Source organism: Acinetobacter sp. 826659, from assembly GCF_000588515.1.
Taxonomy (GTDB): domain Bacteria; phylum Pseudomonadota; class Gammaproteobacteria; order Pseudomonadales; family Moraxellaceae; genus Acinetobacter; species Acinetobacter pittii.
Genome location: NZ_JFYD01000001.1, coordinates 840060 through 866089, shown reverse-complemented (window position 1 = coordinate 866089; position 26030 = coordinate 840060). Strand labels below are relative to the sequence as shown.

Below are 26030 nucleotides of genomic sequence, written 5' to 3'. Positions count from 1 at the left end.
GGTTCACATTACTTGTTATATTAAATCGAGGGTGTTTGCTATTTTTCAAGTCACCATATGTAAATTCTCTTGTAAAAGCGCGTATTTAGTCATTTAAGGGGAAGCAACGTTTCTATTTATAAGTTAAAAGTACGTTTAACTTATAAAAAATTTAAATGTTGAAATTAAAAATCAGTTTAATCGTTATTTTTACTCACCTTAGAAAAGCATCTGTTAGACTAATATTTTTAGTGGAAATAGAGAATAACGTGCTGCCATTTAAGCTATGGGTAGACGCAGACGCCTTACCGAAAATTTTACGTGAAGTGATTTTACGTGCATCAGATCGTTATCAATTAGAAGTCATTTTTGTAGCCAATCAAAATGTTGGGATTACGCCTTCTGTTCGTATTAAATCAATACAGGTTTTAAGTGGTGCCGATCAGGCAGATAAAGAAATAGTTGATCGTATGGTTGAAAATGACATTGTCATTACGCAGGATATTCCACTGGCAGCTCAGGTGATCGAGAAAGGTGGAGTTGCTATTCATCCCCGTGGTGAAGTCTATACAACGGCGAATGTTAAAGCGCGTTTACATCTACGTGATTTCATGGATACGCTTCGTGGTGCGGGTGTGCAAACTGGCGGACCGCCTCCTATTTCCGAACGAGATAAACGTGAATTTTCAAGTTCATTAGATCAAACGATTTTAAAGCAAAAACGTAAAACAGCTAAGTGAGCATCGCATGCCATCGCAAACCAATTTGGCTCTAACCTATGCCTTGTTAGTGTTTATCTGGGCAACAACTCCGTTGGCAATTGTCTGGAGTGTGTCTGATCTACATCTGATGTGGGCATTGTTATTACGCTTTTTTATTGCATTGCCTTTGGCTGTCATCATATTACTAATTTTGAGAACACCTTTTCCGACGCATCGACAAGCAGTTCATAGCTATATTGCCGGATCTTTTAGCTTAATTGGTTCTCAAATTTTCACTTATGCCGCGACCCAATATTTAAGTTCCGGCATGATTGCACTTATGTTTGGCTTAGCACCGATTATGGCGGGGCTTATTGGGCGGTTTGCTTTTGGCCAGCAACTTTATAAGCTGCAATGGTTGGGTATGGCAATTGCGGTCTGTGGGCTAGCTATTATTTGTCTGAGCGGTGCGAATCAGCATGTACACCCGTTTGGTATTATTCTTATGTTGATCAGTGTGTTTGTTTATTCATTTTCAATTTTCTGGGTTAAGAAAGTTAATGCCCAAATTCAGCCAATGGCTCAGGCAACAGGCTCTATTTTAGTGTCTTCTATTTTTGCTAGTTGTTTTATTCCATTTATTTGGCAATATGCACCGACACATTTGCCAGAAGCCAAATCACTATTTGCCCTAGTTTATACGGTACTTATGGCTTCACTCGTTGCCATGTTCTGTTATTTCAAACTTATACAAAATATTCAGGCAACGACTTTATCTTTAACGACAGTTATTACCCCTATGTTAGCGATGATGATTGGGGCTGCTTTAAATCATGAACAACTTTCAATTATGGTTTTTGTAGGTGCTTTCATTATCTTGTCTGGACTCTTTTTATATTTCTATAAAGACATTCAGGCAAACCGGAACTTTGCTCAACATATGAAGTCTAAATAGGAGAAGATTTGGGTAATTTGTTGAGCTTATTCATTAAATTGTTCTAATTCGTAGCGAAATGCACGATCAAATTGATCTCCCAACTTAACTAGTAGAAAATAGCGCAGCAATATAATATTAGGATTGTTAAGGATAAGTCAGAACTTACTGATTTTTAAACCTTAATACAGCATCTAACGGTATGGTCAAATAGTAGATGTGGGTGAAATTTGCCATCAACATCTTATATTTTCCATCAATGACCTTGGATTTAGAAGGTATGTTTAAACCAATCTCACTGTATATAGGGTTGAGATATACTCGCGCAAGACGCAGTAATCATTTTATTTCTTTTATTGCATTGGTTTCGATGGTCGGTTTGACACTAGGTGTCGCTGTGCTGATTACAGTACTTTCTGTCATGAACGGTTTCGATCGCGAATTGAAAAACCGTGTGTTAGGAATGGTGCCACAAGCAACAGTTTCATCTACACAAATCCTCACGGATTGGCCTGAACTCGTGAAGCGAGTTGAACATCATCCACATGTAACAGGGGTTGCACCTTTTACGCAATTGCAAGGTATGTTAACTGCGCAAGGACAGGTCGCTGGTATTATGGTGACGGGTATTGACCCAAAATATGAAAAGAATGTCTCTATTATTCAAAATCATATTGTTGCAGGGAGTTTAGATTCACTTAAAAAAGGTGAATTTGGTATTGTACTTGGTAAAGATATGGCTGATTCATTGGGCTTACGTCTAAATGATAGTGTGACATTGGTTTTACCAGAAGCAACACCGTCTCCAGCAGGTGTTGTACCTCGTTTTAAGCGTTTCAAAGTGGTTGGTATTTTTAGTGTAGGTGCTGAAGTCGACTCTATGGTGGGTTATATCGCCCTATACGATGCTTCAACCTTATTACGCTTACCAGATGGTGCCCAAGGTGTCCGTTTAAAACTAGATGATATTTTTGCAGCGCCACAAGTTGCTGACGACTTAGTAAAAAGTTTACCAAGCAATTTCTATGCGACGAACTGGACCTATACGCATGGTAATTTATTTAATGCCATTCAAATGGAAAAAACTCTAGTCGGTTTATTGCTTGTCCTTATTATTGTGGTTGCAGCATTTAATATTGTTTCATCATTGGTCATGGTGGTGACTGATAAAAAATCTGATATCGCAATTTTGCGTACATTAGGCGCTTCGCCGTCGATGATTACTAAAATATTTATGGTTCAAGGCACCGTGATTGGGGTAATTGGTACCGTTGCGGGTACGGTTTTAGGTGTTATTTTAGCCTTAACCATTAGTGATATCATTTCATGGTTTAACAATGTGTTGGGCTTAAATCTATTTGATGCTTACTTTGTACATTACCTTCCTTCTTATTTAAGATGGCAAGATGTGACGATTATCGTGATTGTTTCTTTACTTTTAAGCTTCTTGGCGACTATTTATCCGGCACTTCGTGCTGCCAAAGTTCAACCTGCCGAGGCACTGCGCTATGAGTAAAATCGTTTTAGAAGCGAAAGAAATATATAAACATTTTGATGACGGTAAATCTAAAGTTGAAGTCATTAAAGGTCTTTCTTTACAAGTTGAAGCAGGGCAGTTTGTTTCGATTGTCGGTGCGAGTGGTTCAGGTAAAAGTACTTTGCTTCATGTACTAGGTGGTTTAGAGCAGCCAACTCAAGGGCAAGTATTTTTAAATGGTCAACGTTTTGATAATTTAGGTGAAGCTGAACGTGGTTTTCAGCGCAACCAATATCTCGGTTTTGTTTATCAATTTCACCATTTATTACCTGAGTTTTCTGCGCTTGAAAATGTCGCGATGCCTTTAATGCTTCGTGCAGATAGCCAATTTAAATCGGTAAAAGCGCAAGCTGAATATTTACTTGATCGAGTTGGGTTGTCTCATCGTATGGATCATAAGCCAGGGGAGCTTTCGGGTGGTGAGCGCCAACGTGTGGCTTTAGCGCGTGCTTTAGTCACTAAACCTGCGGTTGTTCTGGCTGATGAACCTACAGGTAATTTAGACCGTAAAACAGCTCTAGGTATTTTTGAATTACTGACCGATCTTAAGAAAGAACTCAACATGGCAATGTTAATTGTGACCCATGACGAGCATTTAGCTCAGGCTGCTGATTCTATTTTGCATATGCAAGATGGACTCTGGGTGAGTGGTACTTAAAAAATTGTCATTAAATCACATTGTTAAAGCCCACTTAGTTGGGCTTTAATTTTGCCCCTAAAAAGATAATGATATGACCTTGAATGTTAAAACTTATTTTAATGGGGTGGATTGGGGGTATTGCATTTATGGGAATAGATCTTCCTCTCATAACGCAATATGGTTGGATTGGTAAAGTTTTGCTTGTTATGGGCTTTATTTTTTATATTTTTAAGAGAAATTTATTCTTAAATCGCCCCATATTAAAAGCTATTTACTGTCTAGTCTGTGCTATTAGTCTCTTTACTGTAGGACATCAATATGCTCAGCAGGCCTTAAATCAAAGATTAGAACTGCGACAAATGCAGCCTAAATCTTTAGATATTGTTGTGTATGTCGACCGTATAAGTGAAGAAAAAGAAGATAAAACACAACAACCCGTTCAGGTACTAGGGCAGTCCTTACATCCCGTTAATTGGCTATTATATTTAAAAAATCAAAAAGTAATCTCAGCCATAGATGAGCCAAAATTACAATTAGGTCATTATTATCGAATTTCTGGCAAAACCAAACCTGCTCATAGTTACGCAGTGGCTGGTGTTTTTGACCAAGAACAATGGTTCATTCAACGAAATATAATGTCTGGTTTTAGTGTTCAGCATATTGAGGCTTTAAGCTCTGATGAAATTTATCAGTTGGGTTATCAACATCATTTAAAAGAGCAACAAAAATTCTTTAACAGACAAAAATTAAATATAGAAAAATTACGTCTAACATTTAGATTAATGTTAAAACAATCTCCTTTGCAAAATAAAGGTCTGTTATTAGCTTTGTTAACAGGGGATGAAAGTCTCTTAAATGATGAGATTAAAAATCAATTTAAGGAATTAGGAATCTCTCATCTGTTAGCCATTTCAGGGCCTCATGTACTCATTTTTGCTATCATGTTGTCTTGGGTATTACATCAATTAATAAGACGTTATTATCCGCAGCTTTATTTGCATCAACCTAAACAAATTTGGACCATGATTCCATTATGTTTCGGTGTTTTAATTTATACGGCATTTGTTGGTTTTGAAATTCCCGCCTTAAGAACTTTACTCTCAGTATTTTTATTTGCTTTTTTGGTATTGATTAAAGTGGCTGTTAAACCATTTTCACTCTTGGTTTATAGTGCAAGTCTACTTTTACTTTTCGATCCCTTCAGTGTTTTATCCGCAGGATTTTGGCTCTCTTATGGTTCTTGCTTTATTTTATTACGGATTTATCAAACTATAGAGCAGGCCCCAAATCTTGTTTCAACTAGTCTGTTATTTAGAATCATTCCTTTCAGTAAAATTTTAATTGAATCTCAAGGCAAAATATTTATTGCCTTATGTCCCTTAATGCTGATTTTCTTTCAACAAATTTCATGGGTTGCTCCTTTTACAAATATTATTGCAGTTCCTTTACTCGGAGGAGTGATTGTTCCTTTAAATATTTTTGCAGCTTGTGTATGGCTTATTTTTAACTCATTCGGAAGTTTACTTTTTCAAATTAATGATGTTCTGATCAGTATAGTACTGACATGTTTTGGCTTTTTAGAGAAGCTATCTCTACCATTACAAGGTTTTAGCCTGACACCACTTGATTTAGTGTGCCTTAGCTTCGTTATTATTATCTTATTTTTACCGCGTGGGGTTTTACCCAAATCTTGGGGGCTAATATGCTGTTTACCCTTGATCATTCCAGATAAGTCGTCCCAGCAAGTTCAATTAAATATTATAGACGTAGGCCAAGGACAAGCGATTTTTCTACAACATCCAGAGCAGACATGGTTAATTGATACGGGTGGTTCTTATGATGAGAAGGCTTTTAGTATTGGTCAAAATGTGGTAATTCCATATTTACGTCAAAAGGGAATTAAGCAACTGGATCACGTCGTACTGTCTCATCTTGATCAAGATCATAGCGGAGCATTTCCTTCAATCGCTCAGGCTTTTCCTATTAAACAAGTCATATCAAATGAATTATGGGCAGAGCAAATTAAAGAACCATTTACTTATTGTCATCAAGGGCAAAAATGGCAATATCCACAATTAGATATTGAAATTCTTTGGCCTAAAGAAAAAGATTTAAACTTAGTTTCTTCAAATCAAAATCAATATTCTTGTGTGATTTATATTCATTTAAAACAGATAAATGGCTATCAAAATTATTTAATCATGGGCGATGCAGGGTTGGAAGCAGAATATCAACTCATGAAAGAATATCCTGATTTAAAGGTGGATGTCTTGGTATTAGGTCATCATGGAAGTAAACATAGTTCAGCTTACGACTTCTTAGCGACGTTAAACCCCAAGCTTGTTGTTGCTTCTGCTGGCTTTAATAATCGTTATGGTCATCCAAGCAAAGAGGTTTTAGCGAGAATACAAGAGCTTAATATTCCATTTAAAAGCACAGTTGAGCAAGGAACATTGAGTTTTGTATCTCGCAATCAAGAGATGGTTTTATACACTCGACGTTTCGAGCGTACTTGGCTTCACAGGAATTTGTGAAGCTTCTGCTTTAAGTCTATCTACAATTTGAAGTGCTTCATTCGGATCAATATTGTAAATATTATCTAAAGCGGGATTTGCTTTAAAACGTTTATAACTCCAGTGATAGTGTTCTGGATAATGTTGGATCAGTTGTTCAATGGCTTGATGAATAACAAAGGTTCCGTCATCGGCACTACCTTCGTAAATCTTCTCATCCATAGGCTCAATATGCATCGTAAAACCGTCGTGTTCATTACGAATCGCATAAAGAAATAATGCTTTGGCTTTTGTTTTTTGGATGAGCTTGGCACTTAAATTACTTGAGGCAAGTGGTACACCAAAATAATTGATCATATCCCCACCAACATTAGGTGTATGGTCGGGTAAAATTACAGTGGTTTCGCCTTGTTTGAGTGCTTTAAAAATTTGTCGAACACCAGTCTCATCGGTAGGTACCAAGTTGGCTTGTTCACGGCTACGTGCTTCTCGAACAAAACGGTCTGCATCTTCATTTTTTACAGGCTTGTATAAAATAGTCATAGAAGTGAACTGGGCACACCAAGCATTCATGATTTCCCATGTACCAAAATGTGGAACAATCAAAACCACACCTTTTTTTGCTGCTAGTGCTTCATGAAAGTAATGTTCACCCTCAATATGGTGAATACGTGAAATATTCTTACTATTTGATGAGCCCCAAATACTTAAAAACTCGAAGTATGAGGTTAACTCGTTACGAATAGCTTGTTGTGTAATATCTATTCGTTGCTGTGGTGTTAAGTGGGGAAGAGCAATTTGTAAGTTAAGTTCTATACTTTTTGATGTTCTAGTAATTTTTAAAGTATTGACTAACCCTGCCAACATACGGGCAATAAAACGTCCAAATTGAATGGGTTGACGGCTAAAAGTTTTGAGTAAGTAATAGTTCATGCTTTTTACATCTAGTTTGGTCATCTATCGCGGTAAAAAGGAGGCAACAAGTAAAAAAAGATAAAAATATTATAAATGAAATCATATAATTTAGACAGTTTTTATCAAATCAACGTATATAATGACATCATTTTAGATTGATTTGGATTGGAATTTTATGTCCGATTGGCCACCAAAACCACAAAATGAACCTATAATCCCTAAACAAAATGGACCAGAATGGCAAATTCTTGAGAAGGCTGTACTTGCTTCAGTAGAAGAGCAACGCCGTAGTCGTCGTTGGGGTATCTTCTTTAAAACATTAACTTTTATTTATCTATTATTCATTATTGTACTCATGGGCAAAGGCTGTTCAACCAGCAAAGAAGGCTCTGCTGTAAGTAGCAGTAGTGCTCATTTGGCAGTGGTGGATATTATTGGAACGATTGATGCTTCGAGTAATCAAGCGGTAAATAGTGAAGATACGAATAAAGCGCTTAAACGTGCTTTTGAAGCCTCAAATAGTAAGGCTGTTGCACTTAACATTAACTCACCTGGCGGTTCTCCAGTTCAGTCTGATGAAATCTGGCAGGAAATTCGTTATTTGAAAAAACAGCACCCTGATAAGAAAGTTTATGCCGTTATTGGTGATATGGGGGCATCGGGTGCGTACTATATCGCTTCTGCTGCGGATGAGATTATTGTCAACCCATCAAGTTTAGTGGGCTCAATTGGTGTAATTATGCCTAACTATGGCATTACTGGTTTAGCTCAGAAGCTCGGTATTGAAGACCGCACTTTAACTGCCGGAACGAATAAAGACATTTTAAGTATGACAAAACCGATTGATCCTGTTCAAAAGCAACATATTCAATCTGTTCTTGATAATGTTCATACTCACTTTATTACCGCAGTGAAAGAAGGCCGTGGTAAGCGTTTGAAATCGAATGATCCAGCTATTTTTTCTGGCTTATTCTGGACGGGTGAACAAGCAATTCAATTAGGTGTTGCTGACCGTTCAGGTAATATTACGAGCTTGATGCGCGAACTAAACCTTGATAATAAAGTTGACTACACAATTGAGCGTAACCCACTACAATCCATTTTGGGTCGTATGGGGGCACAAATCGGGCAAGGAGTAAGTGAATCTATTGCTCAAGAGGTGCAGACTAGTCAAAGCGCAAAATTACAATAAATCTGTATTTTTAGGATAACGGTATGTCAATGAAACCGGTTATACACTTTGCACATGCCAATGGTGTGCCATCTATGGTGTATCAAAAATTGTTTGATCAATTAAAAGATGAGTATGACGTAATTTATGTTCCACTCATTGGTCCTGACAAACGTTATCCTGTGACTAACCATTGGCCTGCTTTGGTTGATCAAGTTATTGATAGTATTGTGCGTCAGGCGAAAGGACGTAAAGTCATCGGATTAGGCCATTCTCTTGGTTCGGTTTTAACATTGATGGCATCTTTTCGACGTCCTGAACTGTTTTCTCAAGTCATTATGTTAGATCCGCCTCTTATTTTAGGGCGATATTCATTTGCTTTTCATATGGCAAAATTATTTCGTCCTAAATTGGTTGATGCGATGACACCGGCGGGCTTATCTGCACGTCGTCGTGAACATTGGGAATCGAGAGAGCAGGCTGCTGAGTTACTTCGTCCTAAAGGATTTTATAAAGATTTTGATGAGGATTGTTTTCAGGCTTATATTGATTATGCTTTGAAAGAAGATTCGATTCGCGGTGGAGTAACTTTAACGATTTCTCGTGAAGATGAAGTTGCAATTTTCCGTAAAAATCCTTCTTGGTGGTGGCTGCCTATGCCAAAACCTAAGATGCCTGTGCATTTAGTGGTGGGTAAAGGAAGTGATTTCTTAAAAAGAGGCTTTCCTCAAATGGCAAAGCGAAAAATGGGAATCCCATTTACTGTGGTTGAAGGGGGCCATATGTTCCCTCTAGAGCATCCTATTGATACAGTAAATTCTATAAAGAAATTGATTCATCATTAATTAAATTAATTTAAAGCTTATAAAAAAAGGACATGCCAGCATGTCCTTTTTTTATTTTTGTTTGTTAGTAAAATACTTTACCAACTTGCAAAACGAATAGGGTCTTTTAGAACTTGATTACGGAAATAGGCTTGCCCATCTTTCCATGTAAGTTGACCGTTACACAGCCACTCTGCAACTTGTGGGTAGATAAAGTGCTCAAGTGTGTGCACTCGATCTGCTAATGAAGCGGCAGTATCATGTTCTTTAACTGATATAGCTGATTGGGCAATAGATTGACCAGAATCCAGTTCAGCAGTTACAAAGTGTACGGTACAACCATGTAAACGATCACCTGTGTTTAAAACACGTTGATGAGTATTCACACCTTTGTAAGCTGGAAGAAGCGAGGGATGTATATTCAGCATTTTCCCTTGCCATTTGTTGACAAAGGTTGGTGTTAAGATACGCATGAAGCCAGCTAAAATAACTACATCTACTTCCCAAGCTAAGAGTTGCTGATGCATTGCCTCATCAAAAACTTCGCGCGTTGGAAAGTCTTTATGGGAGATAACCGCCGTAGCAATATTGGCTTTTTGAGCACGCTCTAGGGCATAAGCATTTGCTTTATTAGACAGTACACCTACAATTTGCCCTGATAGATTTGCATCTATCAAGGCCTGTAAATTACTGCCATTCCCAGAGACTAGAACAGCAATTTTTATCATGCAAAGATCACACGAATTTTTTCGTCTGCACCTTCCACTGACTCAGAATTTTCTTGGATATGTCCAATTTTCCAAGCTTTTTCGCCTTGAGCATTAAGTAGTTCAATTGTTTTTTCAGCATCATTTGCATCAACAGCAATAACCATACCTACACCACAGTTAAATGTACGGTACATTTCAAAGCGTTCTACATTGCCTTCGCGTTGTAGAAGTTGGAACAATTCAGGCCATTCCCAAGAAGATTCATCAATAACCGCTTGAGCACCATTTGGCAATACACGAGGTAAGTTACCTGGTAAACCACCACCAGTAATGTGCGCCATAGCATGAACATCAACTTGTTTGCAGAGTTCAAGAACTGGTTTTACATAAATACGAGTTGGTTCCATTGCTACATCAGCAAGAGGACGACCATCAATCGTTTGAGTTAAATCAACGTTTTTAACGTCTAAAATTTTACGTAGTAATGAGTAACCATTCGAGTGAGCACCACTTGATGCAACACCGATAAGTACGTCACCAGACTTTACTTTAGAGCCATCAATAATTTTGCTTTGCTCAACAACACCAACGGCAAAACCAGCAAGGTCGTAATCTTCGCCTTCGTACATGCCTGGCATTTCTGCGGTTTCACCACCTACAAGTGCGCAACCTGCAAGCTCACAACCTTTACCAATACCAGTAACAACATTTGCAGCAACGTCAACATTTAAGTGACCAGTCGCGTAATAATCAAGGAAGAATAATGGTTCTGCGCCACAAACTAAAAGGTCATTTACACACATAGCCACAAGGTCTTGGCCGATTGTGTCATGACGATTGAGATTAAGGGCCAAACGTAATTTAGTTCCTACACCATCGGTTCCAGAAACTAAAACAGGCTCTTCATAACCTTTAGGAATTTTGCATAGTGCACCAAAGCCACCAAGCCCGCCCATTACTTCAGGACGACTTGTACGTTTAGCGACTGACTTGATACGATCGACCAGTGCGTCGCCCGCTTCAATGTCGACACCCGCATCTTTGTAGCTTAAACCGGTATTTGGGGTAGAAGTTGAGTTGCTCATAAATGAAGTCTCCGCATTGGCGGCAGATTATAACCTGAATATACGAAACTCTTATGTTATTTATGCTCGAAAATGCTATCTTTAATAAAAATATTTTTTCATTTATAACGATTAAATCAAAAAAGGCTAGATTTTATGCAAGATCGTATACTGCGCCGTATTTTTTTACTCGCAGGTATTGTATTGCTGGTATGGGTGTTGTACTTACTCAAGCCTGTAGTCATTCCTTTTATCGGTGCTTTTTTCCTGGCTTATTTATTCAGTCCACTTGTTGATGTGCTGGTAAAAATGAAATTGCCTCGCTGGTTAGCAATTAGCGTGGTATTCGTCGGAATAGGTGTAACCTTAACTATTGCACTCTGGTATTTAGTTCCACTGATTTGGAAACAATTAGTTTATGCCCGAGATAGTATTCCAGCAGGTATTCACTGGATTAACGCTACCTTTTTACCTTGGGTGTCTTCGACATTTAATGTCCAGCAAATGGAAATTGACACAGAGCAGTTGTCTAAAGCTGTCATGGAATATGTCCAAACAAACTATAGCGCAGACAGCATTCAGGCAGTGTTATTAAAACTGGCTCAATCTGGTTTGAATTTTATTCAGATTGGTGGAACAGTGGTTTTAATTCCAATTATTGCTTTCTATTTCTTGCTTGATTGGGAACGTATGTTACAAAACTTACGCCGTCTCATCCCACGTCCATATGAAGCAACTACTTTACAGATCGTTGGTGAATGCCATAGCGTTTTAGGGGCATTTGTTAAAGGTCAGTTTCTTGTCATGCTATTACTCGGCATAGTATATGCAGTTGGTTTACAACTCATCGGTTTGGAAGTTGGCCTGATTATTGGTATGGTGGCAGGGCTTGCTAGTATTATTCCTTATTTAGGATTTGCCGTAGGTATTATTGCAGCTGTTATTGCCAGCTTGTTCCAGTTCGGATTGGATTGGATGCATCTATTACTGGTTGGCATCGTCTTTATGATTGGTCAAGCGGTAGAAGGCTATATCTTACAGCCATTCCTACTGGGTGATAAAATTGGCTTATCTCCTGTAGCAGTTGTTTTTGCAGTATTGGCAGGTGCACAACTTGCAGGCTTCTTGGGAATGTTAATTGCATTGCCTGTTGCTGCGGTTATTGTAGTGTTGTTGAAGCATTTAAGAGAGAATTACGAAAGAAGCTCACTTTATGCTCCGCCATCTACATTAGTGATCCAACATGGCGATATTGAGCAAATTCATGTACAAACTGAAAGTACTAAGCTTGATCTTGAAGTTAAAACACAGCAAGATACAGATGAACTAAAATCTCCTAACCAGAAATAATTTCAAGGTTAATTCAATATATGCGTCAACTCCAACTGGATATAGAACCTCAACTTGATGCCCGAATCAGTGATTTTTCGGGACCGGGTTGGGGGCATGTAGTCGATGCCGTGCGTCAACTACATGCTGGTCTGGTGAGTAGGTTCTATATTTACGGTGGAGCGGGGACGGGGAAGAGTCATTTACTTTCTGCAATTTGTGATTCTTATTTAGAAATAGGCAAATCTGCTATTAAAGTATCTTTACTCGAACTGCTTGATGCACCTATTGAGGCAATTACCTCTTTAGAACATTATGATCTTGTTGCTTTGGATGATATTGAATCGATTAGTGGTGTGCCTCACTGGCAGAAAGCTGTTTTTCATTTAATGAATAATCACGAAGGACAACTGGTGTTTTCGTCGCGTGTAGCACCGATTGAATTAAAGCTGGAATTCCCGGACCTACAATCACGACTTACACAAGCCGTTAGTGTAAAAGTGCCAAGTGGAAGTCTATATGCAGACCGCTATGCCTTGGTGACATCTGTAATGGCTAGACGGGGTATTCACTTTGACCAACAAATTGTTGACTACTTATTATTACATGGTCCTCATCAAGCGTCTCTTTTACTGCAAACTGTTGCTCAGTTAGAAAAACTGCTCAAAGGCGAAAAAACAAAACTTTCTAATGCGACTTTAAGACAAATTTACGCTTTGATTGATGAGTATCAACAATAGTTTCTTTAACTTAAGTTTGCTGTTTTGCTTAAATTAAACTCATACAATTTAAAAAATGGCTTTCCCTACATAAGTTTTTCTCCTTTCAGAATAGTTATATTTATATCTATTAAATTTTCTTTTAATTTTTTAATACGCCACTTTTTTGTATTTAAAAAACTTTTTTAGGTCTAAGAAGCTTTTTGTAATCTAGCTTAAAAATGACTCTACAGACCGACCAAAATGTCTTGAGAAATTCTACTTCCTGTGACAAAGTACGCACAAAGGATGCGATTGCAAAAGCGGAAATTTTGCAATATTGACAAAGAAAAATGAAAAAAAGATGTAAGGAGATGGGTATGCTCAAACGGAGCATTGCTTTTGCTTTATTGGCTGCTGCTGGACACGCTTATTCTGCCGATATTCAAGTCACAACTACAACTGATGAAGACGTCGATAACACGGTCTGTTCATTACGCGAGGCTGTAAAATTTCTAAATTATCGAGCATCTTCCAATGCTGCTGATGTTGAAAAATATGCAACTGGTTATCACGGATGCGGAGGTAAAGACGCCTCTTCAAATATTATTTTGAAGCGTGATAAAGAATATTTATTAAATACGAGTATAACCATTGCAGCACCATTAACTATTCGTACCGAAAGCGACACCTCCTTCATCGATAATGATGCACCTGGTTCTCATAATGCGACTATTAAAACGGCTGGTACAGATCAACTATTCCGTATAGATGATGGTACTGTTGAAAAAAACTCTTTTACAGTTACATTTAATACTATCAATTTAAAAGGTATCGGTTCAAAGAGCGGGTCACCTCAGGTTAACGGTGGTTTAATTTATAATCATGAACAATTGGTTATTCAAAATTCTCGTTTAATGGATGGTTACGCAACAAACGGGGGAGCAATTTACAATGCTGGTAATTTATCAAATACTCCAAAAACAGCAGGTTCAGTAACGATTATTAATAGCCTGATGCAGAATAACAAAGCAAGTCAGGGGGGCGTTTTATATAGTGATATGCCACTTTACTATATTGCGCAATCTGTAGTACGTGATAACGAGGTGACTGCTGCAGATGGTGGATTGTTTCATGCTGCAGCTAAATTCAATGATGAAAGTACAGGAGGATATTTAACTTCACGCATTATTGGTTTGAGCAATAGCACAATTTTTCATAATAAGGGTAGTTTTATTGCCAATGTCCGTGATGGAATGGTGATCAATAATATTACGATGATTAAAAATATGGGGGGCTTGTATTTTGATGCTCCACAAGGAAAAGCGTCTGTTTCTAATAGTATTTTAGTAGGTAACACGACAAACTGTAAGGTTTCTACAAGTGATAAAACAATTATTCAAAGTAATTTAGTCACTGCTGAATGTAATCGTAATGCTACGGCAACATTACCTAATATCCTTTATCCTGTGAATGAAAAACTAATTGCGGGTAGCGAAGATGAAGGAATCTGTGATGTAACTTCACAAGATGGTTTGCTTTGTCCTTTTTCTACACCTAAAGATAGTTTTTTAGGGTTCTTTAAACCTCGCTTACTTGAACGTTATACAACTTTATCAGACTCATTAATTATCAATAAAGGCCGATTATATAGTGATGGCTCATCAAAAGGATTAGCGAGTTGTGAAAGACTTGATCAAAGAGGTAAATATCGTACTGGGTATGATGAACTTTGTGATTTAGGTGCAATTGAATATATCTTGGATAGTGAAGTAGCTCCTGTAGGTCAAGATATAGGGTATGGTCAAGTTGCAAAATTTAATATCTTGGGCTCATTAAGCGAAGCTGATTTAGTTACCCCTGCCACTTGTAAACGTTTGTTTGGAGAACGTTCAGATGGTAAAGAATGGCAACCAGGTTGTTTTAAAACTAGACAAAGCACAGATACACCAGTTTCAAAAGGTACAATAACTTTAGATCAAAACGGTAATGTTGCTTACACGCCAAATGGAAATTGGCATGGAGCAGATATTTTTAGTATTCAGGTCGTGACTAGTGTAACCCGTTTTAATGAAGGAGTAGATTTCCAATATATATCAATTCCAGCCACTGTTTTTCAGCAACCTCTGACAGGAATTGAAGATAAATCTGTGAGTACTGGTGGTGGAGGTAGCGTAGGAAGCGGAGTCTTGTTGGGCTTATTAGGATTAATTGCTTTACGACGTTTCAAGTCATAATCAGGGATGTGAAAGATGAAAAATTATCAAAAAGCATTTGGTGTAATTGCTGTTCTAGCAACTATGCCTCTTATGGCTCAAACGACTATTAAAGTTACTACCTTTGCAGATGAAGAAGGTGAAAATACAAATGCGTGCTCCTTAAGAGAAGCTATAGTAGCGGCGGAAACACGAAAATCTTATGGAGGCTGTGAAGTCCCTTTCATAGATATAGGCTATACAATTCAACTTGAAGGTGGGACCTATTATTTAAATAAAGAATTAACTCCCAAAATTGCTTTAAATATTATAGGAAAAGATCCATCAAATTGGGATATAAAAGGATTATTAACTAATGATTATCCTGCATTAACCGCACTTCAAACACGTATAAATGCTAGTGGTAATTCACGGATTTTTAATACTGCTGTCTATCAACAATCATTAACACTAGTAAATATTATTCTGGAAAATGGAAAGGCTGCTGATGTAGGGGGGGCTATTTATGCAGGAGCAGATGTAACTTTACAAGATAGTCAAATTTTGAATTCTCAAGCACCTAAGGGTGGGGCAATTTATTTAGGGGGAGCGAAAGCGAACTTAACAATAGAACGTTCATTAGTCCAAGGTAATGGCATAAACTCAACGCTAGGTAGTATTCTAGCTATGAGCTGTAAATTTAATACTTCTTATGCTACTAGAATATTAAACTTTAACTCTAATAGTTTTATTAAGAATGGTTCTGGAAATTCATTAAGCACATTTGAATTGTGTGGTGCCATAGAGACAAATTTTGTAAATAATACAATAGCAAAAAATAATGCTAGTCTTAATAATGGTAATATTATTAAGTTTACTGCTGATGCAGATCCCTCTAATAGTATTACAAATATTTTAAGTGCAGATAGTACTTTAATATTACAGAATAATACAATTGTTGAAAACTCAGCTCATACTACTTTTTTATATGATAAGCTTGGGAAAAAAGATTTAAATTTTAATGTTCTAGCTTTTAATACGGGTTCCTATGCTTGCCGCTATCTTTTGGGTGCAGCTGCAGAGCAAAAGGATGTAGGTATAAATCTTAAATTTAACGCATTAAATTTGACTGGAAATACAGCAAAATGTGATTTGCCTAAAGAAGTAATTCCAACAGGTAATAGCAATATTGATATATTCCAAAATAATAGGGTTTTTAGTGATTTATTAGAGCCTTTAAAAGAAGAAGTAAATGAAGGTACTCGTTTCTTGCCGATTTATTATCCTAAAAATAACAATACATCTACTGATTTAGTAGATACTGATCCCAAAAATGAAGGTGGATGTTCTTTAATAGATCAGCGTCAACTAGTAAGAACAAGTACACCTACATATTATCAGTCTGATAATCCTAATAGTTGTGACATAGGATCTGTTGAACTAACTAAATTAACTGCAACAGATAGTAATGTAGTGCAAGGAGCTAATAATTCTAATACAAATATCTCACTTACTGAGCTGTTAAATGATTATCAAACTGGTGCTGATTTAGCAAAATCTCGTTTGGAAAATCCTGTTTATTCATCCCAAGTGTTAGCCTTAAAAAATAGTCTTGCTTATTATGAAAACTTAATAACTCAAACAAAAGCTAATTTAAAATATCGCGGTATTTATATAACTTTAAAAAATTCTTATTCACCAGATTATTTAAAAGATAATATTATTAGTATTGTTCCTAGTGAAGATAATAATCATATTTTTAAGCCTTTTAATTCTGTTAATTATGAGGTTAGTACAGAAGTAATTGGCCGAGGTCAAACTGTTGAATTGGCAAAAAAAGATGGGAATAAAGATCGATTGAAGTGTGAGTGGAACTCATCATTACAACAAATTATTTTATATCGTAGTGACGATGAGGTTTCTGCAGACTATTTTGATTTCTGTAAATATACAGTTACCTTAAAAGAAAATAGAAATATTTCTTCGAGCGGTTTAATCAAGGCTTCATTTGCTAACATAGCTCCTGTTTCAGGGGATGGAACAATTACATTTAAATATTTAGCAAATGAAATAATTCCATTGAATTTACTTAAATATGCTAACGATGAAGGCGATGGACCAGCTAATACACTTATCATAAAGTCTAATAAATCTCAGTTTGCAGACTTGCCTATTTATTTACCAAGCAAAATATCAAAAGATGGTATTTTTAAAGTAGTCAAAGCAGATCGTGAAGGACCATGTCCTGGTAAAGATAGTAAGAATACTTGTTATGGCGGGAATATCTATATTCAAGCGAATAATGTCTTTAACACTTTTAATGATACGATCACTTATTATGTATATGATGCTGATAACGTTATTTCTAGTACTCCAGGTACGATTAAACTAGTAAGTACTGCTACTACTACAGATGATACACGCGGCGGAGGTGGTGGTAGTTTAGGAATTTTATCTTTAGCATCTTTACTTGGTTTAGCAGCCTATAGACGCTACCGTAAATAAACTTAAAGAATAAAAAAGGCCTCCAATTGGAGGCTTTTTTATAAGAAATAAGATCAAATAATTAAGTGAATAGATGTCTTATCTTTGATAACTGAATAAGAGGTTAGTGTTCTAAATACTTATTCATGTATTCTTCACGAATCGCTGTTCTTTCTTCACCATTCGCTTTAAGCATCCGCTCACGTAAGTCTTTACGCTCTTGCGTACTCATTTTTTGCCATGCTTCACGCATTTTTTGTTTTTCAGCTTCAGGAAGTTGAGTAAACCAGTCCATGCGTTGCTGTAAGTTATTGCTCTGATTTGCTGGTAACTCTTTTAAACTCTGGTAACGTTTAATGACTGCACGTTGCTCTTCTTCAGAAAGAGCATCCCATGTGTCATCGACTTGTGCATTGGCATCTTTAGAAAAAATCCAAAAGCGTTCAAAACCTGCAAAACTTGTCTGCAAGAAACTTAATGAACACAGGATAAGTGCTAATTTTTTAGCTGCCATGTTGTACTTTATCCTCACCCAACACCATTAACATCTCTAAATCTTCCACCATTTGTGGAGATAATTTAGGATTTACGATCACTTGATTTTGTGGCTTATCCACAATCTCGACTGAGTTAGGCAGAATCACAAAGCCTGTAATTGCTGCGGCAAGTGCGAAACCAGTCATTTTCCAGACACTATAATAAGAGGCTGGTTTTTGTTGAATATGGTCAAGCACATGATTCATGACCACTGTTTTATTTTTATGGTGATCTGCCAAACTATCAAGTTTGGATGTCACCTTTTTAGTGAAATCATCATGATTCATCAGAACCTCCCAAGGGATTTAAATGTGCCAAGTATTCTCTAAGTCCCTGAATTGCTCGGTGATAATGGGTTTTCACACTACCTTCGGTACAGTTCATGATCTGAGCTGTTGTATGGGTGTCAAACCCTTCCCACGCACGTAACATAAATGCCTGTTGTTGACGAACAGGTAGTTTTTCAATTGCTTCCCGAATCTCCTCTATCGTTACCGCTTGATCGAGAAAATCTGCAGGATTAATAGCTTTTTCATCAACTACATCGATAACTTCGTCGTCGTCATTATCCAGACTAACTTTTTTGAAGAATGAAAATGGGTTTGCTCTACGAGCTTCTTTGCGGCGCCAATCCTGAAGTTTGTTATTCAAAATAGTGTAAAACAGGGGATACCATTCTTCAGTACTTTTATCGGCGTAAGATTTGTGTAAAGCAATAAATGCTTCTTGTACCAAATCCATCGCAATACCTTGTTGACCTTGGGTAGCACTCTCCATCATCACCAAAGCACGACCAGTGACATCTTGCATGAAAACTTTCAGGCGTTGCTCAGCCGTGCTGACATGAGCACTAGATGTTTCCGATCGAGACTTTTTCGGTGCTAAATCCATGGAGATGGAAAATCCTGTCATTGGACATACCCACCTTATCTTCAATATATCTCTTATATAACGTTGAAAAGAGGTGGGAGGTTGACAACAATCGGTTATTTTTTACTAGTGTAATTGATTTTTTTCACAAATATGTGCGATGTAAAATAAATTAACGTTTTATTGGCGTTGGCGAACCATCTCAAAAAAACAAATAGATCCTGCAATTGCCACGTTTAATGACTCTTGTCCACCCGGTTGAGGAATAGTCACTGATTGTGCGTGATCTAACGCGTAATCGCTTGCACCTTGACCTTCATTTCCTAAAATCCACACACACGGTTTAGAAAGGTCTTTTGAGTAAAGACTGGTTGAGCGATGAGAGCTAGTAACAAAAACCGGGATTTGGAATTTTGGAAGGATATCTGTCAGCTGGAAGTTTTCAAAACAATGTAAGCTAAAATGAGCGCCCATACCTGCTCTTAAAACTCGCGGTGACCAAAGTGATGCAGAGCCTTGTGTGCAAATGATTTGTTTAATATTTGCTGCTGCTGCTGAACGTAGCAAAGTACCTACATTACCCGGATCTTGAATATTTTCTAGAATTAAGGTGTCTACATTGTAGTCGATAGTTGATGCAGTTTTAGGTAAATCAATAATCGCTAAGCAAGGTAAGCTTGTACCTAATGTGCTCAAATCTCTATATAAAACTTCACTAATAACAAAGATATGGCCTTGATGTAGCTCTGTTATTTTCTTTAAATCTTCGTGTTCTAAGGCCTGTTCTGTCGTAAATAAAGAAAAAATCTTCTTTTGCTGTTGTAACCAAGCCAAACAAAGATGGGTGCCTTCAAGAACGGTTTGTTGGTGCTTTTTTCGGGCGTTACTGAGTTCGATTAATCCACGCAAATGTTTAATTTTTGCATTGTCTTTTGATTCTAAAAAAATAACCGCCATAAGAAAATATCCAACAAAAGGGCACCATCATACTATGATGCCCTAAGTAATTAAAATTATTAGTGGTAGCTTGTTACGCGTTCAACTTCATTTTTAGAACCGATAATCACAGGTACACGTTGGTGAAGTTCTGTAGGTTCAATCTCTAGAATGCGTACACGGCCAGTAGTTGATGCACCGCCTGCTTGTTCAATGAGCATACTCATTGGGTTCGCTTCATACATTAAACGTAAACGACCAGCTTTTTTCGGATCTTTTAAGTCGTATGGGTAAAGGAAAATACCACTACGACATAAAATACGGTGAATATCACCCACCATACATGCTACCCAGCGCATATTGAAATCTTTTTCACGAACAGATGTCTTGCCCGCGAGTAATTCATCAATATATTGTTTTACGGGTTGTTCCCAATGACGTTGGTTAGATGCATTAATAGCGAATTCTTGAGTATCTGCTGCAACCTGTACATTCTCATTAGTAAGCAAGAAGGTTTGAGTTTCTGGATCTAAAGTAAAGAATGCTACGCCATTTCCTACAGTTAAAGCCATCATAGTTGATGGACCATAAAGCACATAACCAGCAGCAACTTGCTGTGTACCAGCTTGCATGAAATCGTTTGCTTGTGTTACTGCATTTTTTGCAGGCAAAATAGAGAAAATCGTACCTACACACATATTAATATCGATATTGCTTGAGCCATCTAATGGATCAAATAAAACGAGGTATTTACCATTTTCTTGTGCAGGTGTGAACTCATCAAGCTCTTCAGAAGCGAGACCGCCTACGTGCGGGTGTACTTTTAAAGCATCAATTAAGTAGTCATTTGAAATCACATCAAGTTTTTTCTGTGTTTCACCCTGAACATTTTCATTGCCAGCACTACCTAAAATACCAGCCAGAGCACCTTTTTGTAATGCTTGGTCGATTGTTTTACAAGTAGTGGCAATAGTATCGATGACTTGAGCCAACTCAGGTGTTAGATTCCCTTTTTGTTGTTGTAAAAATTGGGACAAAGTGAGGTTGGACATAAAAAAACGCTCCTGTGCTTCAAGCATCAAAATGAGTCAGATAAATACGTGGCATATTCTAGATGAGAATGTCACAAAATAAAAATTATCTTACTTTATTTGTGTTGGATTTATGCTTACAAGCCCCAATTAAAATGGTATGTTGATTGCATTACAAAGGATTGTATATTTTTAGGAGAATCGAAATGACAACAAAGAAGTTTGATGCGACCCCCACGGCAGGTGAACCAATCAATCTAGATGAAATTTCGAAAGAAAATGTTCAGGAAGCTTGGAAAGATTATGAGGCAAAACCTGAATATAAAGATTTTAATAAGCATGATTTGATTGAGTCCATGCAACATCATGAAGAAGACAAGAAATCTTCTTAAGTAATAAAAAAACGCTCATATTATTATGAGCGTTTTTTTACGCATATCCCTTATTTTAATAAAGGAGGGACTGCTTCGTAATTAATCTCAACGCGGCGATTTTCTTTCCATGCTGATTCATCATGTCCCGCATTAACAGGAGCTTCTTTACCATAACTTACAGCTTCAAGTTGCTGCGGGTTTACACCATTGGTAATTAAATAGCTTTGTACAGCTTTAGCACGACGCTCACCTAAAGCCATGTTGTATTCACGTGTACCACGTTCATCTGTATGGCCTGTTAATGCAACTTTTGAATTTGCATTTGCGATAAGGAACTGAGCATGAGCTTGAAGTGTTTGGTAGTCTTCAGTAGATAAATCGCTGCTGTCATAATCAAAGTGAACAACGCGTTTAGCCAAAGCCGCTTTATTTGCTTCAGTTACACCTTTAGATGAAGCACCTGCCAAATTTTGAGCATTTAATGCAGCATCTTCACTTAAACCAGAAGTGTTTACCGTGCTTGGATTTGTACCAGTCGTGGTCGTCGCTGCAGGTTTACGGCTAGCACAGCCTGTCATTACGAGTGCTACGCTAAGAAAGGGTAGAGCTAAATACTTGATTGATTTCATGATCATCTCCGTCAATGGAATTAAAAGTTATTTTGGTGCCCAGGCTGGTTCACGTACTTCACCTTGTTCGCTTGGCAAATTCATACGAAAACGTCCATCAGTAGACATAATAGACAACAAGCCACGGTTGCCTTCACGAGTTGCGTAGACCACCATTTGCCCATTTGGTGAGAAACTTGGTGATTCATCTAAACTAGTTGGGGTAAGAATATTGGTGATGCCAGTATTAATGTCTTGAATTGCAACTTTATAACTGCTGCCACTTGGGCGATGAACAAGTGCAATCTTTTTGCCATCTGCACTCAGAGTTCCACGTGCATTAAATGACCCTTTAAATGTTAAACGCTTTACTGAGCCATCAGCAAAGGTGTAACGATAAATTTGGGCAGAGCCACCACGGTCAGAAGTGAAAATAAAGGATTTTCCATCTGGTGTGTAACGTGCTTCGGTATCAATTGCCGAGTCATTTGTCATACGTTTGACTTGGCGAGTTGATAAATCCATTTGATAAATTTCTGGGTTGCCATTCATAGATGCTGTAAACAGCATTGATTGGCCATCTGGTGAGAAACTTGGTGCGCCGTTTAGACCTCTGAAACTAGTAAGAACTTCACGTGTTCCAGTTGATAAATCTTGTAAATAAATTGCTGGACGTTTAGTTTCAAAAGAAACATAAGCAATTTTTTTAGCATCCGGTGTCCATGCTGGAGAAAGAATTGGATCACGAGACGATAAAACGGTCTTTGGTTGTTCACCATCCGTATCTGCAATTTGTAGTGTATAACGCTCGGCAGGTGTTGCAGGGTTTCTTAGTACATATGCAATACGGCCGCTAAAGTCACCTGGAATACCAGTAAGCGCTTGATAAATAGCATCACTTACCATATGGCCAGCCTGACGTATGCGAGCAGCTGGTACATTTAAAAGTTCATTTAAAATGTATTGTTGCTTTTGTACATCATAAAGTTGGTAGTGAACTTCAAAACCTGTCGCTGTTTGTTTAATTTGACCCGTAACTACATATGGAATACCTGCGGCTTGCCAGTCAGAAGCTTGAATCTGGTTAATTGCAGCATTGGCAGGGAAGTTTTTAGATGAGCTTGTAAAGCGTCCAGAACGGTTTAAGTCTGTTTCAACAATAGGATAGAGCCCATTGTCGTTAGTAAATGGGACAATAGCAATTTTGGGTGCCTGATCTGGTGCTTTGGCAATTTCAAGATATAACTGGGCAAAAGCAGTGGTAGAAGCAATAGGGCTTAAGGCTGTGATCAGTGCTAAAGATAGCAGGTGTTTGCGGCTCGTATTCATAAGTTTAAAGTCATAGCAGGGATTTTTGTGACTGTTGATTTTGTAGCATAGTTACATGCCTTAAACTATTTAAAGCATGTAACTCTTTCAAAATTATTGCGCTCTAAATGTAGAGCTAACACTTCTTGCTTCACGTCTTGCATCTGGATCTGATGGCATAGGATAGGGCGCTGCGGCTTGAATTGCAGCTTTAATACTTGCGTCTAAAGCATCGTCACCACTTGAACGCGTGATCACAATAGAATTAACGCTTCCCGAATCCGACAGAGTAAAACGAACACCAACTGTTTTACCACTACTGCCAGTTGGGACATCCCAAGAGCGTCGAATTTTTTGCTCAAAATCGCGTCTAGCTGAAGAAGCAACCTTTTTAGCTTCAGCTTTCTTTTGAGCTGCCTCTTCTTGTGCTTTTTGAGCAGATGCAGCTTTTGCTTCAGCCTCCGCTTCAGCTTTGCGTTTAGCATCGTCAGCAGCTTTTTGCTGTTTGGCTTTGGCATCGGCCTCAGCTTTACGTTTAGCATCGTCAGCAGCTTTTTGTTTGGCTTTAGCATCAGCTTCAGCTTTGCGTTTAGCATCATCAGCTTTTTGCTGTTTGGCTTTTGCATCGGCTTCAGCTTTACGTTTAGCCTCGTCATTGGCTTTTTGTTGCTTAGCTTTTGCATCGGCCTCAGCTTTGCGTTTAGCATCATCAGCTTTTTGCTGTTTAGCTTTAGTATCTGCTTCAGCTTTACGTTTAGCATCGTCATTAGCTTTTTGCTGTTTAGCTTTAGCAGCAGCTTCAGCTTTTCGTTTAGCGTCATCGGCAGCTTTTTGTTGCTTAGCCTTAGCATCAGCTTCGGCTTTTCGCTTAGCTTCTTGTTGTGCTTGAAGCTTAGCGTTTTCGGCCTTTTGAGCTTCACGTTTTAATTTCGCATCAGCCTCAGCTTTACGTTTAGCGTCTTCAGCAGCTTTTTGGCTGGCTTTAGCTTCAGCATCAGCTTTTGCACTTTGTTCAGCCTTACGTTTTTGTTCAGCTTCTGATTTTGCTTTAGCTTCAGCCTGCTGTTTTTGAGTTTCCTCTATGCGTTGCTGTTCTGCTGCTTGTTTCGCTTTCGCAGCTTCTTCAGCTTTACGCTTTTGCTCAGCTAACTTGGCTTGCTGAGCCTGTTCGGCCTTTTGCTTTTGAGCAGCAAGTTGTTGAGCTGTTGGAGGAGGAGGTACAACTGGAAGATTTTGAGGTAATTTTTCATCCACAATAGGGGCTAATACCTCTTTTGCTTCATTCGTAGCTGTAGTCTCTTGTTCAATTTCTTTGGCTAAAGGAGGGGGTAAATCTTCTGGCTTAACTAAAATAGTCGTTAGCTTTTTTGGCTGTTCAGGTGGTTTACTCAAGCCTAAAAAAAGCAAGCCAACAATGGCAATTGCATGAACTCCGAGTGTAAAGCTTAATGCAATCGCATTTTGTTTAAAGGGCGGCTTTTGATCTTTGTTCATAGCTTATTTTAAAGGCTCTGTCAGAAGGCCAACTTGAGTTAAACCTGCTTCTTGTAAACTCGCCATCAATGATACGACTTCTCCATAAGGACGAGACTTATCACCATTGACTAAAACTGTGAGTTGTTTGTTTTCTTGTTCAGCTTTTTTTTGAGCATCGCTTAAAACTGCTTCGAGTTTTTCACGAGATAATGGTTCATTATCTTTGTAATCTTCATATTGAAGATAAATATTGCCATCTTTGCCAATTGTTACCATGGCAGGCATATCTTTTGATTCGATTGGGTGGTTGTTTGCTTGAGGTAAATCTACCTTGATACCACTGGTAATCATAGGAGCAGTTACCATAAAAATAACCAAAAGCACGAGCATAACGTCAATATAAGGTACGACGTTCATATCACTTTTTAATGGTTTTTTTATGCGCTCAAAGCGCCCTGAACGCTGAATTGCCATTATGCATCTTCCTGTGATGAACCCACAGATTGACGTTGCAATAAAGCAATCATCTCTTCAGCAAATAAAGCGCGATCAGAATAAACACTTTCACTTTTAGCAGTGAAATGGTTAAAAGCTAATACAGCAGGAATTGCGGCAAACAAACCAATTGCAGTTGCAATAAGTGCTTCGGCAATACCCGGTGCAACAGTTGCTAGAGTTACCTGATCAACCGCAGCTAAACCGATAAAGGCATTCATAATACCCCAAACAGTACCGAATAGACCGATGTACGGTGCTACAGAACCGATACTTGCTAAAGTACCTAAGCCGTATTCTAAATGGCTCTGATCACGACTCAAACCTACACGCAAAATACGTTCAGTGCCTTCAATTGTTTGTGAAACAGGAGCCTGACGCTTTTTAAGTTTAAAAAATTCGCTCAACCCTTGATAAAAAATATCTTCAAGCCCAGAGCGCTTTGAGTTGAGTTGAGCATTGTTATAAAGCGTATTGAGTTCGGCACCAGACCAGAACATTTTTTGGAAATGTTCATCGTCTTGATGTGCTTTTTTATAACTCATATGTAACTTGGCAATCAGATACCAACTAAAGATCGATGCTAACAATAAAATTAGCATGACCAACTGAACGACTGGACTTGCTTGTAAAATAAGGTCAGAAATATGCAGGGTTGATTCAATGTTTGTTGCCATAGGTTACATATGCCGGTTGTTTTT

At 37.9% G+C, this 26030-nt stretch carries 25 protein-coding genes and 1 pseudogene; 12 read left to right on the top strand and 14 right to left on the bottom strand.

Annotated elements, in window-relative coordinates:
• The first annotated feature begins 230 nt into the window (after nt 1-230).
• Both J663_RS04050 and J663_RS04045 read left to right on the top strand, forming a co-directional pair.
• Complete coding sequence (locus tag J663_RS04050; RefSeq protein ID WP_078210287.1) at nt 231-719, top strand: YaiI/YqxD family protein; 489 nt, start codon at nt 231-233, stop codon at nt 717-719.
• 7 nt (nt 720-726) lie between these two features.
• Entirely contained in the window at nt 727-1635 is a 909-nt protein-coding gene (locus J663_RS04045) for a DMT family transporter (RefSeq protein WP_017399231.1), read from the top strand.
• A gap of 29 nt (nt 1636-1664) precedes the next feature.
• Here the strand turns inward: J663_RS04045 and J663_RS19565 are convergent.
• Nucleotides 1665-1766: pseudogene (locus J663_RS19565) on the bottom strand (PilZ domain-containing protein); the annotation flags it as partial.
• Between the two features lie 128 nt (nt 1767-1894).
• Here J663_RS19565 and J663_RS04040 point away from each other — a divergent pair.
• The 3 genes from J663_RS04040 (at nt 1895) to J663_RS04030 (ending at nt 6325) form a co-directional block, all read left to right on the top strand.
• A complete protein-coding gene (locus J663_RS04040) occupies nt 1895-3130 on the top strand; it encodes a lipoprotein-releasing ABC transporter permease subunit (RefSeq protein ID WP_004790618.1) in 1236 nt (411 codons plus the stop codon).
• A complete protein-coding gene (gene lolD / locus J663_RS04035; protein WP_032004412.1) occupies nt 3123-3809 on the top strand; it encodes a lipoprotein-releasing ABC transporter ATP-binding protein LolD in 687 nt (228 codons plus the stop codon). The genes J663_RS04040 and lolD overlap by 8 nt, the downstream gene beginning before the upstream one ends.
• A gap of 83 nt (nt 3810-3892) precedes the next feature.
• Nucleotides 3893-6325, top strand: a complete 2433-nt coding sequence (locus J663_RS04030) for a DNA internalization-related competence protein ComEC/Rec2 (RefSeq protein ID WP_033847907.1) — start codon at nt 3893-3895, stop codon at nt 6323-6325.
• Here J663_RS04030 and J663_RS04025 read toward each other — a convergent pair.
• On the bottom strand, nt 6278-7261 hold the full coding sequence (locus J663_RS04025) for a lysophospholipid acyltransferase family protein (protein ID WP_002118440.1): 984 nt from the start codon (nt 7259-7261) through the stop codon (nt 6278-6280). The two genes, J663_RS04030 and J663_RS04025, sit on opposite strands and share 48 nt — an antisense overlap.
• Nucleotides 7262-7394: 133 nt before the next feature.
• On the opposite strand from J663_RS04025, the gene sppA reads away from it, so the two are divergent.
• Together sppA and J663_RS04015 are read left to right on the top strand one after the other, a co-directional pair.
• Nucleotides 7395-8411: a signal peptide peptidase SppA gene (sppA, locus tag J663_RS04020; protein WP_002118954.1), complete on the top strand. Its 1017-nt coding sequence runs from the start codon at nt 7395-7397 to the stop codon at nt 8409-8411.
• A 23-nt stretch (nt 8412-8434) separates the two neighbouring features.
• On the top strand, nt 8435-9235 hold the full coding sequence (locus J663_RS04015) for an alpha/beta fold hydrolase (protein ID WP_002118584.1): 801 nt from the start codon (nt 8435-8437) through the stop codon (nt 9233-9235).
• Nucleotides 9236-9312: 77 nt separating this feature from the next.
• Here the strand turns inward: J663_RS04015 and purN are convergent, their stop codons facing one another.
• Both purN and purM read right to left on the bottom strand, forming a co-directional pair.
• Nucleotides 9313-9942 (bottom strand): phosphoribosylglycinamide formyltransferase, encoded by a 630-nt coding sequence (purN, locus tag J663_RS04010; RefSeq protein WP_002118669.1) that lies wholly within the window; start codon nt 9940-9942, stop codon nt 9313-9315.
• Nucleotides 9939-11009: a phosphoribosylformylglycinamidine cyclo-ligase gene (gene purM / locus J663_RS04005; RefSeq protein WP_002118876.1), complete on the bottom strand. Its 1071-nt coding sequence runs from the start codon at nt 11007-11009 to the stop codon at nt 9939-9941. Before purM ends, purN begins: the two co-directional genes overlap by 4 nt.
• Before the next feature lie 135 nt (nt 11010-11144).
• Here purM and cxpE point away from each other — a divergent pair, with 135 nt between their 5' ends.
• The 4 genes from cxpE to J663_RS03985 all read left to right on the top strand — a co-directional run bounded on the left by cxpE (nt 11145) and on the right by J663_RS03985 (nt 17715).
• Nucleotides 11145-12338, top strand: a complete 1194-nt coding sequence (cxpE, locus tag J663_RS04000) for a chloramphenicol efflux transporter CxpE (RefSeq protein ID WP_033847904.1) — start codon at nt 11145-11147, stop codon at nt 12336-12338.
• A gap of 20 nt (nt 12339-12358) precedes the next feature.
• Nucleotides 12359-13057, top strand: coding sequence for a DnaA regulatory inactivator Hda (hda, locus tag J663_RS03995; protein WP_033847903.1), 699 nt, complete (start codon nt 12359-12361; stop codon nt 13055-13057).
• A gap of 332 nt (nt 13058-13389) precedes the next feature.
• Entirely contained in the window at nt 13390-15252 is a 1863-nt protein-coding gene (gene rbtA / locus J663_RS03990) for a rhombotarget A (protein ID WP_081404579.1), read from the top strand.
• A 15-nt stretch (nt 15253-15267) separates the two neighbouring features.
• A complete protein-coding gene (locus J663_RS03985) occupies nt 15268-17715 on the top strand; it encodes a CSLREA domain-containing protein (protein WP_033847899.1) in 2448 nt (815 codons plus the stop codon).
• Nucleotides 17716-17818: 103 nt separating this feature from the next.
• On the opposite strand, the gene J663_RS03980 is transcribed toward J663_RS03985, so the two are convergent.
• From J663_RS03980 to J663_RS03960, 5 genes are all read right to left on the bottom strand, one after another.
• Nucleotides 17819-18208 (bottom strand): DUF3106 domain-containing protein, encoded by a 390-nt coding sequence (locus J663_RS03980; protein ID WP_016140251.1) that lies wholly within the window; start codon nt 18206-18208, stop codon nt 17819-17821.
• Nucleotides 18198-18518, bottom strand: a complete 321-nt coding sequence (locus tag J663_RS03975; RefSeq protein WP_002118556.1) for a hypothetical protein — start codon at nt 18516-18518, stop codon at nt 18198-18200. Before J663_RS03975 ends, J663_RS03980 begins: the two co-directional genes overlap by 11 nt.
• Nucleotides 18508-19122, bottom strand: coding sequence for an RNA polymerase sigma factor (locus J663_RS03970; protein WP_033847897.1), 615 nt, complete (start codon nt 19120-19122; stop codon nt 18508-18510). Before J663_RS03970 ends, J663_RS03975 begins: the two co-directional genes overlap by 11 nt.
• A gap of 159 nt (nt 19123-19281) precedes the next feature.
• A complete protein-coding gene (locus J663_RS03965; RefSeq protein ID WP_002118372.1) occupies nt 19282-20058 on the bottom strand; it encodes a TrmH family RNA methyltransferase in 777 nt (258 codons plus the stop codon).
• Nucleotides 20059-20117: 59 nt separating this feature from the next.
• Nucleotides 20118-21089 carry a class 1 fructose-bisphosphatase gene (locus tag J663_RS03960; RefSeq protein ID WP_017399238.1) on the bottom strand — a complete coding sequence of 324 codons (972 nt, stop codon included), beginning with the start codon at nt 21087-21089 and terminating at the stop codon, nt 20118-20120.
• Nucleotides 21090-21274: 185 nt separating this feature from the next.
• Here J663_RS03960 and J663_RS03955 point away from each other — a divergent pair, with 185 nt between their 5' ends.
• Nucleotides 21275-21460 (top strand): NF038105 family protein, encoded by a 186-nt coding sequence (locus tag J663_RS03955; RefSeq protein ID WP_017399239.1) that lies wholly within the window; start codon nt 21275-21277, stop codon nt 21458-21460.
• Nucleotides 21461-21510: 50 nt separating this feature from the next.
• Here the strand turns inward: J663_RS03955 and pal are convergent, their stop codons facing one another.
• The 5 genes from pal to tolQ all read right to left on the bottom strand — a co-directional run bounded on the left by pal (nt 21511) and on the right by tolQ (nt 26006).
• The gene (pal, locus tag J663_RS03950; RefSeq protein ID WP_002118513.1) at nt 21511-22071 is read right to left on the bottom strand and encodes a peptidoglycan-associated lipoprotein Pal; all 561 of its coding nucleotides are present in this window, start codon (nt 22069-22071) and stop codon (nt 21511-21513) included.
• A gap of 27 nt (nt 22072-22098) precedes the next feature.
• Nucleotides 22099-23379 carry a Tol-Pal system beta propeller repeat protein TolB gene (gene tolB / locus J663_RS03945; protein ID WP_032014502.1) on the bottom strand — a complete coding sequence of 427 codons (1281 nt, stop codon included), beginning with the start codon at nt 23377-23379 and terminating at the stop codon, nt 22099-22101.
• 93 nt (nt 23380-23472) lie between these two features.
• Nucleotides 23473-24852, bottom strand: coding sequence for a cell envelope integrity protein TolA (gene tolA / locus J663_RS03940; RefSeq protein WP_033847895.1), 1380 nt, complete (start codon nt 24850-24852; stop codon nt 23473-23475).
• A gap of 3 nt (nt 24853-24855) precedes the next feature.
• Nucleotides 24856-25308: a protein TolR gene (gene tolR / locus J663_RS03935; protein WP_033847893.1), complete on the bottom strand. Its 453-nt coding sequence runs from the start codon at nt 25306-25308 to the stop codon at nt 24856-24858.
• Nucleotides 25308-26006: a protein TolQ gene (tolQ, locus tag J663_RS03930; protein ID WP_016140259.1), complete on the bottom strand. Its 699-nt coding sequence runs from the start codon at nt 26004-26006 to the stop codon at nt 25308-25310. Before tolQ ends, tolR begins: the two co-directional genes overlap by 1 nt.
• Nucleotides 26007-26030: the final 24 nt, after the last annotated feature.

What these genes read in the sequence shown, in the direction of transcription:
- J663_RS04045 (WP_017399231.1), top strand. Translation starts at nt 727, where the DNA reads ATGCCATCGCAAACCAATTTGGCTCTAACCTATGCCTTGTTAGTGTTT.
- J663_RS04040 (WP_004790618.1), top strand. Translation starts at nt 1,895, where the DNA reads ATGTTTAAACCAATCTCACTGTATATAGGGTTGAGATATACTCGCGCA.
- lolD (WP_032004412.1), top strand. Translation starts at nt 3,123, where the DNA reads ATGAGTAAAATCGTTTTAGAAGCGAAAGAAATATATAAACATTTTGAT.
- J663_RS04030 (WP_033847907.1), top strand. Translation starts at nt 3,893, where the DNA reads ATGTTAAAACTTATTTTAATGGGGTGGATTGGGGGTATTGCATTTATG.
- J663_RS04025 (WP_002118440.1), bottom strand. Translation starts at nt 7,261, where the DNA reads ATGACCAAACTAGATGTAAAAAGCATGAACTATTACTTACTCAAAACT.
- sppA (WP_002118954.1), top strand. Translation starts at nt 7,395, where the DNA reads ATGTCCGATTGGCCACCAAAACCACAAAATGAACCTATAATCCCTAAA.
- J663_RS04015 (WP_002118584.1), top strand. Translation starts at nt 8,435, where the DNA reads ATGTCAATGAAACCGGTTATACACTTTGCACATGCCAATGGTGTGCCA.
- purN (WP_002118669.1), bottom strand. Translation starts at nt 9,942, where the DNA reads ATGATAAAAATTGCTGTTCTAGTCTCTGGGAATGGCAGTAATTTACAG.
- purM (WP_002118876.1), bottom strand. Translation starts at nt 11,009, where the DNA reads ATGAGCAACTCAACTTCTACCCCAAATACCGGTTTAAGCTACAAAGAT.
- cxpE (WP_033847904.1), top strand. Translation starts at nt 11,145, where the DNA reads ATGCAAGATCGTATACTGCGCCGTATTTTTTTACTCGCAGGTATTGTA.
- hda (WP_033847903.1), top strand. Translation starts at nt 12,359, where the DNA reads ATGCGTCAACTCCAACTGGATATAGAACCTCAACTTGATGCCCGAATC.
- rbtA (WP_081404579.1), top strand. Translation starts at nt 13,390, where the DNA reads ATGGGTATGCTCAAACGGAGCATTGCTTTTGCTTTATTGGCTGCTGCT.
- J663_RS03985 (WP_033847899.1), top strand. Translation starts at nt 15,268, where the DNA reads ATGAAAAATTATCAAAAAGCATTTGGTGTAATTGCTGTTCTAGCAACT.
- J663_RS03980 (WP_016140251.1), bottom strand. Translation starts at nt 18,208, where the DNA reads ATGGCAGCTAAAAAATTAGCACTTATCCTGTGTTCATTAAGTTTCTTG.
- J663_RS03975 (WP_002118556.1), bottom strand. Translation starts at nt 18,518, where the DNA reads ATGAATCATGATGATTTCACTAAAAAGGTGACATCCAAACTTGATAGT.
- J663_RS03970 (WP_033847897.1), bottom strand. Translation starts at nt 19,122, where the DNA reads ATGGATTTAGCACCGAAAAAGTCTCGATCGGAAACATCTAGTGCTCAT.
- J663_RS03965 (WP_002118372.1), bottom strand. Translation starts at nt 20,058, where the DNA reads ATGGCGGTTATTTTTTTAGAATCAAAAGACAATGCAAAAATTAAACAT.
- J663_RS03960 (WP_017399238.1), bottom strand. Translation starts at nt 21,089, where the DNA reads ATGTCCAACCTCACTTTGTCCCAATTTTTACAACAACAAAAAGGGAAT.
- J663_RS03955 (WP_017399239.1), top strand. Translation starts at nt 21,275, where the DNA reads ATGACAACAAAGAAGTTTGATGCGACCCCCACGGCAGGTGAACCAATC.
- pal (WP_002118513.1), bottom strand. Translation starts at nt 22,071, where the DNA reads ATGAAATCAATCAAGTATTTAGCTCTACCCTTTCTTAGCGTAGCACTC.
- tolB (WP_032014502.1), bottom strand. Translation starts at nt 23,379, where the DNA reads ATGAATACGAGCCGCAAACACCTGCTATCTTTAGCACTGATCACAGCC.
- tolA (WP_033847895.1), bottom strand. Translation starts at nt 24,852, where the DNA reads ATGAACAAAGATCAAAAGCCGCCCTTTAAACAAAATGCGATTGCATTA.
- tolR (WP_033847893.1), bottom strand. Translation starts at nt 25,308, where the DNA reads ATGGCAATTCAGCGTTCAGGGCGCTTTGAGCGCATAAAAAAACCATTA.
- tolQ (WP_016140259.1), bottom strand. Translation starts at nt 26,006, where the DNA reads ATGGCAACAAACATTGAATCAACCCTGCATATTTCTGACCTTATTTTA.